Source organism: Microbacterium sp. Marseille-Q6965, assembly GCF_946151065.1.
GTDB lineage: Bacteria > Actinomycetota > Actinomycetes > Actinomycetales > Microbacteriaceae > Microbacterium.
Map to the genome: position 1 here is coordinate 237,617 of NZ_CAMGZA010000001.1, position 10,950 is coordinate 248,566.

12 protein-coding genes are annotated in these 10,950 nt (G+C 73.5%); all 12 read right to left on the minus strand.

Translation table 11 applies throughout. From position 1 onward, the window contains the following. Nucleotides 1–5 precede the first annotated feature (5 nt). Entirely contained in the window at nucleotides 6–611 is a 606-nt protein-coding gene (locus N8N77_RS01175; protein ID WP_261163995.1) for a Trp biosynthesis-associated membrane protein, read from the minus strand. Further along, nucleotides 611–973 carry a phosphoribosyl-AMP cyclohydrolase gene (gene hisI / locus N8N77_RS01180; protein WP_261163997.1) on the minus strand — a complete coding sequence of 121 codons (363 nt, stop codon included), beginning with the start codon at nucleotides 971–973 and terminating at the stop codon, nucleotides 611–613. The genes N8N77_RS01175 and hisI overlap by 1 nt, the downstream gene beginning before the upstream one ends. Further along, nucleotides 970–1,731 carry an imidazole glycerol phosphate synthase subunit HisF gene (gene hisF, locus N8N77_RS01185; RefSeq protein WP_261163999.1) on the minus strand — a complete coding sequence of 254 codons (762 nt, stop codon included), beginning with the start codon at nucleotides 1,729–1,731 and terminating at the stop codon, nucleotides 970–972. Before hisF ends, hisI begins: the two co-directional genes overlap by 4 nt. After that, nucleotides 1,731–2,570 carry an ATP phosphoribosyltransferase gene (gene hisG / locus N8N77_RS01190; protein WP_261164001.1) on the minus strand — a complete coding sequence of 280 codons (840 nt, stop codon included), beginning with the start codon at nucleotides 2,568–2,570 and terminating at the stop codon, nucleotides 1,731–1,733. The genes hisF and hisG overlap by 1 nt, the downstream gene beginning before the upstream one ends. Before the next feature lie 39 nt (nucleotides 2,571–2,609). Continuing rightward, nucleotides 2,610–2,873: a phosphoribosyl-ATP diphosphatase gene (locus N8N77_RS01195; protein WP_261164003.1), complete on the minus strand. Its 264-nt coding sequence runs from the start codon at nucleotides 2,871–2,873 to the stop codon at nucleotides 2,610–2,612. A gap of 43 nt (nucleotides 2,874–2,916) precedes the next feature. Then, entirely contained in the window at nucleotides 2,917–3,594 is a 678-nt protein-coding gene (gene rpe / locus N8N77_RS01200; RefSeq protein ID WP_261164004.1) for a ribulose-phosphate 3-epimerase, read from the minus strand. Between the two features lie 7 nt (nucleotides 3,595–3,601). Continuing rightward, a complete protein-coding gene (locus N8N77_RS01205; RefSeq protein ID WP_261164005.1) occupies nucleotides 3,602–4,786 on the minus strand; it encodes an MFS transporter in 1,185 nt (394 codons plus the stop codon). 59 nt (nucleotides 4,787–4,845) lie between these two features. Next, on the minus strand, nucleotides 4,846–6,306 hold the full coding sequence (locus N8N77_RS01210) for an RsmB/NOP family class I SAM-dependent RNA methyltransferase (RefSeq protein ID WP_396652757.1): 1,461 nt from the start codon (nucleotides 6,304–6,306) through the stop codon (nucleotides 4,846–4,848). Continuing rightward, complete coding sequence (gene fmt, locus N8N77_RS01215; RefSeq protein ID WP_261164006.1) at nucleotides 6,303–7,223, minus strand: methionyl-tRNA formyltransferase; 921 nt, start codon at nucleotides 7,221–7,223, stop codon at nucleotides 6,303–6,305. Before fmt ends, N8N77_RS01210 begins: the two co-directional genes overlap by 4 nt. Nucleotides 7,224–7,266: 43 nt before the next feature. Further along, nucleotides 7,267–9,276 (minus strand): primosomal protein N', encoded by a 2,010-nt coding sequence (locus N8N77_RS01220; RefSeq protein ID WP_261165580.1) that lies wholly within the window; start codon nucleotides 9,274–9,276, stop codon nucleotides 7,267–7,269. Between the two features lie 80 nt (nucleotides 9,277–9,356). Then, nucleotides 9,357–10,550: a methionine adenosyltransferase gene (gene metK / locus N8N77_RS01225; RefSeq protein WP_261164007.1), complete on the minus strand. Its 1,194-nt coding sequence runs from the start codon at nucleotides 10,548–10,550 to the stop codon at nucleotides 9,357–9,359. A 114-nt stretch (nucleotides 10,551–10,664) separates the two neighbouring features. Beyond that, the gene (gene rpoZ, locus N8N77_RS01230) at nucleotides 10,665–10,919 is read right to left on the minus strand and encodes a DNA-directed RNA polymerase subunit omega (RefSeq protein WP_261164008.1); all 255 of its coding nucleotides are present in this window, start codon (nucleotides 10,917–10,919) and stop codon (nucleotides 10,665–10,667) included. Nucleotides 10,920–10,950 lie beyond the last annotated feature (31 nt).

Below are 10,950 nucleotides of genomic sequence, written 5' to 3' on the forward strand. Positions count from 1 at the left end.
GCGGTTCAGCGCGCGGTCGGGTCCTGGCCGTGGCTCAGGTCGTCCCAGGAGTCGATGGCGTCGAGCGGGCCCTCGGCGGGGCCCGCGGTCGCCGTCTCGTATCGCCGACCGGTCCGCCGCCAGCGGGCCGCCGTGACCACCACGACGATGCCGCCGAGCACGACGAGCGCCGACGACAGGAGGGAGAACGCGGGCCACGCCGTCGCATGGATCGAGACGACGAGCTCGCCGACGGCCTGCTCCCCCGCCAGGCCCGTGTGCTCGGTCACGGTCGACGCGACGGCCGACACCGGCGGCGCGAAGACGATCGGCGCGATCGTGGCGATGAGCAGCACGCCGAGCACGGCCGCCAGCGTCCCGAGCACGTACCGCAACGCGCGTCCCGCGAGGGCGAGCACGAGCGAGAGCGCCAGCGCTGCCAGCGCCAACGGTTGCAGCACGGGTGAGGCCGCGGCGCCGGGCACAGGCAGGGTCGTCTCTGCCAGTTCGGCCGACAGCCACGTCTGCGTCGATCCGATCAGCAGCGTCGCGCCGCCCGCAAGCACGAGCAGCACCGAGACCGAACGCCCGCGGCGGGTGGCCCAGCCGTCGCTCCGTCGCGCGGTGCGCATCAGGCCCGCCCCGGCAGGAGGTCGCGCTCCTCCGTGTCGAAGCACGTGCGGGTGCCCGTGTGGCAGGCCGGCCCGGTCTGCTCGACGAGCAGCAGCACCGTGTCGCCGTCGCAATCGATGCGCGCGCCGCGCACCTCCTGCACGTGTCCCGAGGTGTCGCCCTTGCGCCAGTACTCTCCGCGCGAGCGCGACCAGTACACGGCCCGGCCGCCGGTGAGCGTGCGCCGCAGGGCCTCCCTGTCCATCCAGGCCAGCATGAGCACCTCACGCGTGTCGTGCTGCTGCACGATCGCCGGCACGAGGCCATCGGCGTTGAACCGGACCCCGTCCAGCAGGGTCTCCACGTCGCTCTCTGCGTTCATCGGACGGCCACCCCCTCGGCGCTCAGTGCCGCCTTCACCTCGCCGACCGTCATCTGGCCGGAGTGGAACACACTCGCCGCGAGCACGGCGTCCGCCCCGGCCCGCACCGCGGGCGCGAAGTGCGACACGTCGCCGGCCCCTCCCGATGCGATGACCGGCACGCTCGAGAGGTCGCGCATGAGCCCCACGAGCTCCAGGTCGAAGCCCTGCCGCGTGCCGTCGGCGTCGATCGAGTTGACGAGCAACTCGCCCGCTCCGCGCGCGATGGCCTCCCGCGCCCAATCGAGGGCGTCGAGATCGGTCTCACGCCGGCCGCCGTGCGTCGTCACGACGAAGCCCGACGGCACACGCGGAGACCGCTTCACATCGAGAGAGAGCACGAGCACCTGCGCGCCGAAGCGGTCGGCGATCTCCGTGATCAGCTCGGGCCGGCGGATCGCCGCCGAATTGACGCCCACCTTGTCGGCGCCGACCTCCTGAAGGCGCGCGACATCGTCCACGGTGCGGATACCGCCGCCCACGGTGAGCGGGATGAACACCTGCTCGGCCGTGCGGCGCACGACGTCATACGTCGTCGCCCGCTCGTCCACCGTCGCGGTGACGTCCAGGAAGGTGATCTCGTCGGCGCCCTGCTCGAAGTAGCGCCGGGCCAGGTCGACGGGATCGCCCATCTCGCGGAGGTTCTCGAAGTTGACGCCCTTCACCACCCGCCCCGCCGCGACGTCGAGGCAGGGGATCACCCGCGTCACGACGCCCATCACAGCCTCGCGTTGTCGATCGCGGTGACGAGGATCGCGCGCGCTCCGAGCGCATACAGGTCGTCCATGACCCGGTTCACGCCCTTGCGCGGCACCATCACGCGCACGGCGACCCACGCGGGATCCCGCAGGGGCGAGACCGTCGGCGACTCGATGCCCGACGCGATCTCCGCGGCGCGGTCCAGCAGGTCCGCGGGCAGGTCGTAGTCGACCATGACGTAGCGGCGGGCGACCATCACGCCGCGCAGGCGGCGCAGCAGCCGATCCGTGCCTTCCGCCTCGGTGGGAGAGGCGATCAGCACGGCCTCCGACTCCAGCAGCACGTCGCCGAAGATCTCCAGGCCCGCCTGGCGCAGGGTCGTGCCGGTCGAGACGACGTCTGCGACGGCGTCGGCCACGCCGAGCTCGACCGCCGATTCCACGGCGCCGTCGAGGGGGACGATGTCGACCGCGATGCCGCGCTCGTCCAGCACGGCGTCGACGAGACCGGGGTATGCGGTGGCGACGCGCACGCCCTCGAGGTCCTCGAGGGAGCGGAACCGGCCGGGTCGACCGGCGAAACGGAATGTCGACTCGCCGAAGCCGAGCGCCTCGATCTCGCGCGCGGGCATGCGCGTGTCGAGCAGCAGGTCGCGGCCGGTGATGCCGACGTCCAGCGCGCCGGAGGCGACGTACGTCGCGATGTCGCGCGGGCGCAGGTAGAAGAACTCGACGTCGTTGGCGGCGTCGATGAGGTGGAGCTGCTTGCTGTCGCGGCGGGTCGCATAGCCCGCCTCCGCGAGCATGGCGATGGCGGTCTCGGACAGCGAACCCTTGTTGGGGACGGCGATGCGGAGCATGGGGTCTTTCGGGTCGAGGATGACGGTTCCGGGCGCGCCTCAGAGATGTCGGTACACGTCCGCGGGCGTCAGGCCCTTGGCGATCATCAGCACCTGCAGGTGGTACAGCAGCTGCGAGATCTCCTCGGCCGCTTCCTCGTCCGACTGATACTCGGCGGCCATCCAGACCTCGGCCGCCTCCTCGACGATCTTCTTGCCGATCGCATGCACGCCGGCGTCCAGCTGTCGGACGGTTCCGGATCCCTCCGGCCGCGTCTGGGCCTTCTCGCTCAGCTCCGCGAACAGCTCGTCGAACGTCTTCACCCGTCAAGGCTACCGGGTCGCGCCGGCCCGGCGGCCCCGGCGGTCAGTGCCGGTGCGCGAGGGCGGCGGCGTGACGCAGCCCCGCGATCGCCGCCTCGACGTCGTCGGCGCCGTAGACGGCCGAGCCGGCCACGAACGTGTCCGCCCCCGCCTCAGCCGCCTGCGCGATCGTGTCGGCGGAGATGCCGCCATCCACCTGCAGCCAGACGTCCGAGCCGCGGCGCCGCGCCTCGTCGGCGAGCCGGCGGAGCTTGGGCATCTGGTCGGCCCGGAACGACTGTCCTCCGAAGCCGGGCTCGACGGTCATGACGAGGATCTGGTCGAAGGCGTCCAGGTGCTCGAAGAGCGGCTCCACCGGTGTGTCGGGCTTGACGGCCACACCCGCCCGAGATCCGATCGCGCGAAGGCGCGCCGCCAGCGCAAGCGCGTCGCGCGCAGCCTCCAGGTGAAACGTCACCGACGCCGCGCCGAGCTCGGCGTAGCCCGGCGCCCAGCGGTCGGGATCCTCGATCATGAGATGCACATCGAGCGGCACGGGGCTCGTGTCCTGGATGCGCCGCACCATCTGCGGACCGAACGTCAGGTTGGGGACGAAGTGGTTGTCCATCACGTCGACGTGCACGAAGTCGGCGGCCACGATGCGGGCCAGCTCCGCCTGCATGTTGGCGAAGTCGGCCGACAGGATGCTCGGATGGATGCGGGGGGCCGAAGGAAGCGTCACGCCGCCATTATCCCTGCGCGGGCCGGCGCGGCAGCGCCAGGGCGAGCACGATGACGAGGACGCCGGCGACCGGCACGATCCCCAGACCCGTCCGAATCGCGCTGGCGTCGGCGATCAGTCCCACGACGGGCGGCGATGCGAGGAAGCCGATCCGCAGCAGCCACGACACGATGGTCAGACCCGTCCCCGGCCGCAGTCCCGGGATCGCATCGGCCTCGTGCATCGCGGTGGGGATCAGCGTCGCGCATCCCAGCCCCGCCAGCGCGAAGCCCGCGATGGTGACGGGAATGGTCGGAAACAGCAGCGCGGCGCCGAGTCCCGCCGCGATCAGCAGTCCTCCCGCCTGCGTGACGAACCGCTGACCGAACCGGTCGATCAGCTTGTCCCCCGCGAACCGCCCCAGTGTCTGAGCGGCAAGGAGCGCGATGTAGCCCCAGGCGGCGACGGTCGTGGCGGCGCCGAGCTCGGTGGACAGGTACACGGCGGCCCACGTGCTGCCGGCGTCCTCGGTGAGCGCGCCGGCGATCGCGATGACGACCAGCGCCGCCACGACGAGCACGATGCGGGGGCGCGACCAGTGGTCGGCGCGTGCCGCTCCGTGATGCTCGGCCAGGTCGTCCCCGTCCGCTCCGGGCAGCGCCAGGCGCAGGGAGAGCACGCCGGCGACCGCGATCACCACCGCGATCACGCCCAGGTGCCACGCGCGCGGCACGTCGAGCGCGAGCGCTCCCGCGGCCACGAGGCCTCCCGCCACGGCGCCGACCGACCACATGGCATGGAACGAGTTGATGATCGAGCGGCCCAGTCGCCGCTGCACCCGCAGCCCGTGCGCGTTCTGACCGACGTCGGTGATGGCGTCGGTGGCGCCCAGCGCGAACAGCGCCGCGGCGAAGAGAAGCCCCGTCGGGGCCAGCGCGGCCAGCGCCGCGGCGGCGCTGGAGAGCACCATGGCGTAGGCGGCCGTCCGCGCCGAGCCGAACCTCTGCACGAACCAGCCCGCGCTGAGCCCGACGACCACGGAGCCCAGCGCCGATGCGGAGATCGCCAAGCCGTAGGACGCGTTGCTCAGGCCGAGCTCGGCCTTGATCTCCGGAAAGTGCGGTACGAGGTTCGCCAACGTCGCACCGTTGAGGAAGAACCAGGCCGAGACGGCCCAACGCGCCCGCTGCGCCGCGGATTCGGAAGTCGCCATAGACATATGAGCCTATGGGCTCCGCCGGCGCCTCCCCCGCGCAGCCGCGGCGGCACGGCTCAGCGGCGCCGCAGCAGGGCCAGGAACATCGCGTCGGTGCCGTGGCGATGCGGCCAGAGCTGGGCATGACGCGCGCCGCTCGCGGGCTCCGGCAGATCGAGCGGGCGTCGCGCGACCGACTGCAGGGCGCCGCGCGCATCGAGCTCCTCGGCGGCATCGCCCAACCGCTCGCGGGCCGCCGCGACCACCGCGGCCGTCTCGGCGAGGTGCGGCGAGCACGTCACGTATGCGACCACGCCGCCGGGCCGCAAGGCGCCGAAGGCCTCGAGAAGCAGCTGCTCCTGCAGCGCCGCAAGCTCGGCCACATCCGACGGCTGCTTGCGCCAGCGCGCCTCCGGGCGGCGGCGCAGGGCCCCGAGCCCCGTGCATGGCGCGTCGACGAGGATCCGATCGAACTCGCCCGGATGCTCGGCGGCGAGCTCACGCCCGTCGCGCTCGTGCACCGTCACCTCGAGCGGCACGGCCGCGAGGGCGCGCCGCACCAGACCCGCCCGCGTCGGCACGACCTCGTTGGCCTCGAGCACCGCACCGCCGGCCAGCGCCTCCGCCGCCAGCAGCGCGGTCTTGCCGCCGGGGCCCGCACACAGGTCCAGCCACCGCTCGCCCGAGCGGATCGGCGTAAGGCGGCTGAGAGCCAGGGCGACGAGCTGCGAGCCCTCGTCCTGCACGCGCACGCGCCCCTCCGACGCGCGCACGAGCGGCTCGGGATCACCGCCCTCCAAGCGGAAGCCGACGGGCGAGTAGTCCGCCAGCGGCTCACGCGGCTCGGAAAGGCCCGGCAGCGCGATCATCGACACGCGCGGCGACTCGTTGTCGGCGGCCAGGAGGGCGTCCAGCTCGGTCTCGCGCCCCTCCGCCGCCAGCGCGCGCCGCAGTGCCCGCACGATCCAGACCGGGTGCGCGCTTGTAAGACCCAGGCGCTCGTCGTCCGAGCGGGCCGCAGCGCCGATGCGCTCCAGCCACGTGCCAGGTGTGTCGCGCGCCACCCGCCGCAGCACGGCGTTGGCGAACCCCGCCGCTCCCCTGCCGGCGGCCTCGGCGGCCAGTTCGACCGACTCGTTGACGGCGGCGTGCGAGGCGACCCTCGTCGACATGAGCTGGTGGATCCCGAGCCGCAGCGCGTCGCGGACGGCAGGATCGATGTCCGCGGCGTCGCGCTCGGCGGCCGCCGCGAGGATCGCGTCGTACGTGCCGAGGCGCCGCAACGTGCCGTACGTCAGCTCGGTCGCAAGGCCGGCGTCGGGACCGCTCAGGCGCGCGCGCTCCAGCTCGCGCGGCAGCAGCAGATTCGCATACGCGTCGGTCTCGCTGACCGCGCGCAGCACGCCGAACGCGACGCGTCGTGCAGCCTGCACCTCGGCACGCCCCCGTGCGTCGCGCCTGCGCTGGGGTGCGCGGCGGGGTGCCGCGGCGCGGCCGCGGTCGCGACGCGGGCCCGGCCGCGAATCGTCGCCGCTCATGCGCCCAGCCTCGGCACGGCGCGCAAGCCGCGGAACCAGTCGGCCGCCGCCATCTCGGGGCGGCCGGCGGGCTGCAACCGCGTCGCGAGCAGCGGCACGGTGGCGGTGCCGACGAGCACACCGCCCTTCGCCGGGGCGATCTCGCCGGGAGCCAGCGCCGGTGCGTCGGATGGCGCCGGCGACAGCCCCCGGATCTTGAGCCGCTCCTCGCCGATCGTCGTGAAGGCGCCCGGCTCCGGCGTGACGCCGCGGAACCGGTCGCGCACGTGCTCGGCCGCCCGCGCCCAGTCGAGCCGCCCGTCCTCGAGCGCCAGCTTGGGCGCGAACGTCGGCTCGCCCTCCTGCGGGCGGGGCATGGCCGCACCGCTGGCGAGAGCGTCGACCGTGTCGCGCAGCAGCTCGGCCCCGCTGACGCTGAGCGCCTGCAGCAGGTCGCCGGCCGTCGCGTCGGGCGCGATGGCATGCTCCGCCATGCCGAGGATGTCGCCCGCGTCGAGCTCGGGCACCAGCTGGAAGACCGTCGCGCCCGTCACGGCCTCTCCCGCGATGAGGGCGTGCTGCACGGGCGCTGCACCCCGCCACCGCGGCAGCAGCGAGAAGTGGAGGTTGATCCACCCCCTCCCGGGGCCCGAGAGCAGCGGCTCGCGCACGAGTCCGCCGTACGCGACGATGACGCCCAGGTCGGGCTCGTGCGCGAGGATACGTTCGGTCGCCGCGTCGTCGAGCCGGGCCGCCTTGATCACGGGCAATCCCAGCTCCGCCGCGGCGCGCCCCACCGGCGAGGGCGCGAGCACGCGCTTGCGCCCGAGCGGCGCGTCGGGGCGCGTGACGACGGCGGCGATCTCGTGGCCCGAGGAGTGCAGCGCGCGCAGCGACGGCACCGCGGCTTCCGGGGTGCCGGCGAAGATCAGCCTCATGCGGTCCTCTCGAGTGGTTCGGTCATGACGGATGCGCACCCTCTCACAGCTCCGGATCGGCGATGTCGACCCGCACAGCGAGTGTATTGCGGGAGCCTGCGGGGCCGCCGGGGCGCGTGCCACCCCGGCGGCGGCGGCCGGCGACCGCTTCCGCGACCACCGCGGCGCGCAGCGAGGCGGTCACGCGCGGGCCCCTCGCGTAGTCGAAGCGGACGAGCGCGCGGGCTCCCGCGGGGCCCTCGCCCGTCTCGCGCGGGACGGGGCCGAGCACCGCATCGTGCGGCAGGTCGGGCACGTCCTCGCGCAGCGACGCCAGCGCCCGCTCCACGGCTGCCGCGTCGCCGTCCAGACGCGCGATGCGCGCCGCGGGCGGCAGGTGCAGCGGTGCGCGCTCGGCCAACTCCTGCCGCGCATAGGCCGGCTGCGTCCACGAGGCGAGCGCCCGTGCCACCGGCCCCGTCACGCCCACGAGATGCACGGGTGCCCCCGGCGCCGCGAGGGCCGCGGCGTTCGACCACCAGCGCAGACACGCCTCGCCGATGCGCAGGTCCGGCGACTGCAGCATCCGCTCGCCGTCGAGCAGGAGCACGGCGCGGTAGCCGCCCCTCGGCACCGGCTCGGCACCGCGGGTGGAGACGATCAGCGCGGGCCTGTCGTCCACCTCGGTGACCGGATGGGAGCCGTCCGACACGATCACCCGCGTGCCCGCGAAGGCACGCCCCAGCTCGTCCGCCGTCCGCTCGCTGCCGGAGGAGGCGAGCCGCACCCGCACCGAGGAGCACTTCGGGCAGCTCCACGCGTGCGCCGAGCGCCCGCACCAGCCGCAGACCGGCACGGCGCCGCGGGCCCGGGCGTGCAGGGGCCCGCCGCACGCGGCGCAGCGCGCGGGTGCGCGGCAGTCGGCGCACACGAGCGACGGCGCGTACCCGGGCCGTGACACCTGCACAAGCACGGGGCCGTGTTCCAGCGCCTCGCGCGCCACGCGGAAGGCGGCCGACGGCACCCGCGCGCCACGCTCGCCCTCCTGCACGGGGCTGAGCACCACGTGAGGCACGGGCCGCCGCGCCTGCGGCACCTCGCGCACCCACTCGATCGCCACCAGCCGCTGCACATCGCTGGTTCGGGTGTGACCGGCGAAGAGCAGGGCGCAACCGTCCAGCTCCTGCCTGACGAGCGCCGCGTCCCGGGCGTGGACGTACGGCGCCAGCGGTTCCTCGAACAGCGAGTCGCCGTCGTCCCAGAGCGCCAGGAGCCCGGGGGCGATCACCGGCGCGTACACGGCCGACCGGTTGCCGATCACCACGCACGGCGCCTCCTCGAGGGTCCGCAGGTAGCCGGCGTAGCGCTCCGGCCCCGACTGCGCCGCGTCGTGGCGGACGATGGCGTCGGCGGGCACGAGCGGCTCGAGGGCCGACTGCAGGCGGTCCAGGTCGCGGTGATCGGGCACGGCGAGGATCGCCGAGCGTCCGCCCGCGAGCGTCTCTGCCGCGGCAGCCGCCAGCAGTCGGGCCCACGCGGGCACGGCGGCACCGGCCACCGTGACGAGGGCGGGGGGCGCGTCGACGGCGAGGCGCTCGCCGCGGGCGATCCGCTCCCCGAGCCCCGGGAACTCGCCGAGCACTGCGGAGGACTGCTCCCGCGCCTCGGCCGTGACCACCGGCACCGCTGCGGGCGGACCGGCCAGCCACGCCTTCTCGGCCCTGACCATGCGTTTCGGGACGGCCAGACGCAGAATGTCGGACGCGGAGCCCGCGGCACGATCGGCGACGCGACGAGCGAGACGGTAGAGGCGCTCGGGCAGCACCGGCGCCGCCGAGACCACCGCCTCGAGTTCGGACAGCGGCCGGTCGGCGTCGTTCTCGACCGCACGCTCGACGATGAACCCGTCGATCACGCGGCCGGCCGTACGCAACGGGGCTTTGACGCGCACCCCTGGCAGCGCCGCACTGTCGAGCTCGGGAGGGATCGCGTAGTCGAACAGGCGGTCCAGCTGCGGCAGCGGCGAGTCGATGAGCACGCGCGCCACGGGCCGCGGCTCGCGTGCGCCCGGCACGTCGGCGAGCAGCGGGCCGGGGCCGGTCTCCGCCGCCCGGTCGGCGACCGGAAGCGGATCGGGCGGCTCGGTCACGCCCGTCAGAGGCCGGCAGCCCGGCGCAGGTCGTCGACGCGGTCGAGGCGCTCCCACGTGAACTCGGGCAGCTCGCGACCGAAGTGGCCGTAGGCCGCCGTCTGGGCGTAGATCGGCCGCAGCAGGTCGAGGTCGCGGATGATGGCGGCCGGACGCAGATCGAACACCTCGCCGATCGCCGAGATGATGGCCTCATCCGAGACCGTCCCGGTCCCGAAGGACTCCACGTACAGGCCCACCGGGTTCGCCTTGCCGATGGCGTAGGCGACCTGCACCTCGAGGCGCTCGGCAAGTCCCGCCGCGACCGCGTTCTTCGCGACCCAGCGCATGGCGTAGGCGGCCGAGCGGTCGACCTTCGAGGGGTCCTTGCCGCTGAAGGCGCCGCCGCCGTGACGCGCCGCGCCGCCGTAGGTGTCGATGATGATCTTGCGACCCGTCAGCCCCGCGTCCGCCTTGGGCCCGCCCAGCACGAAGCTGCCCGACGGGTTGATGTGCAGCTGCACGCCCTCGGCGTCCAGACCGGTCTGCTCGAGAACGGGACGGATGACGACCCGCTCGACCGCGTCGGCGAGGTCCGCCTGGGAGATGTCGGGGTGGTGCTGGGTCGACAGCACCACCGTCTCGACCGTCCGCGGTGTGTGGCCCTCGTAGCCGAGGGTGACCTGCGTCTTGCCGTCGGGACGCAGGAACGCCAGCTCGCCCGACTTTCGCACCTTCGTGAGCCGCTCGGACATGCGATGGGCCGCCCAGATGGCCATCGGCATGTACTCGGGCGTCTCGTTCGTGGCGTACCCGAACATGATGCCCTGGTCACCGGCCCCCTGGCGATCGAGGTCGTCGCCGGCGAAACCGCCGCGCTGCTCCTCCGAGGAGGTCACGCCGTCGCCGATCTCCTGCGACTGCTCGCCCACCGAGACGGTCACGCCGCACGAGTCGGCATCGAAGCCCATCTCGCTGGACGTGTAGCCGATGCGGCGGATCACGTCGCGGACGATCGACGAGATGTCGGCGTATCCCTCGGTGCGAATCTCCCCCGCGACGTGGACGAGCCCCGTCGTGACGAGCGTCTCGACGGCGACGCGCGCCCGCGGATCCTGCGCGAGGAGCGCGTCGAGCACGCTGTCGGAGATCTGGTCGCAGATCTTGTCGGGGTGACCCTCGGTGACGGACTCCGAGGTGAACAGGCGCAGGCTCATCATGCTCCGGGGACGTGCGGACTCGGCGGCGCCGACGCGGCGCGGCTCAGGACGGGTTCCGAAACGGGAACGGTGGTCGCCGTCCATGATGACAGCGACCACCGACCCCGGATGCGATCACTCGAGGGGACGCAGGCGCAGCTTGTCCTCGTGGATCTCGCGCAGCGCGATCGTGAGCGGCTTGTCCTGGACCTCGGAGTCCACGAGCGGACCCACGTTGTCGAACAGGTTCCCCTCGTGCAGATCCGTGTAGTAGTCGTTGATCTGACGCGCGCGCTTGGCGCCGTAGATCACCAGCTGGTACTTCGAGTCGACTCGATCGAGCAGCTCGTCGATGGGCGGGTCGATGATGCCCTTGTTCTCAGCGGCCATGCGCGTCCTCCTGAATTCGCGATCCGACGGA

Excerpts from the sequence above, each read along its gene's own strand:
- hisF (WP_261163999.1), bottom strand. The coding sequence starts at position 1,731 with ATGGGCGTCGTGACGCGGGTGATCCCCTGCCTCGACGTCGCGGCGGGG.
- metK (WP_261164007.1), bottom strand. The coding sequence starts at position 10,550 with ATGATGAGCCTGCGCCTGTTCACCTCGGAGTCCGTCACCGAGGGTCAC.
- hisG (WP_261164001.1), bottom strand. The coding sequence starts at position 2,570 with ATGCTCCGCATCGCCGTCCCCAACAAGGGTTCGCTGTCCGAGACCGCC.
- rpoZ (WP_261164008.1), bottom strand. The coding sequence starts at position 10,919 with ATGGCCGCTGAGAACAAGGGCATCATCGACCCGCCCATCGACGAGCTG.
- fmt (WP_261164006.1), bottom strand. The coding sequence starts at position 7,223 with ATGAGGCTGATCTTCGCCGGCACCCCGGAAGCCGCGGTGCCGTCGCTG.
- hisI (WP_261163997.1), bottom strand. The coding sequence starts at position 973 with ATGAACGCAGAGAGCGACGTGGAGACCCTGCTGGACGGGGTCCGGTTC.
- N8N77_RS01175 (WP_261163995.1), bottom strand. The coding sequence starts at position 611 with ATGCGCACCGCGCGACGGAGCGACGGCTGGGCCACCCGCCGCGGGCGT.
- N8N77_RS01210 (WP_396652757.1), bottom strand. The coding sequence starts at position 6,306 with ATGAGCGGCGACGATTCGCGGCCGGGCCCGCGTCGCGACCGCGGCCGC.
- N8N77_RS01205 (WP_261164005.1), bottom strand. The coding sequence starts at position 4,786 with ATGGCGACTTCCGAATCCGCGGCGCAGCGGGCGCGTTGGGCCGTCTCG.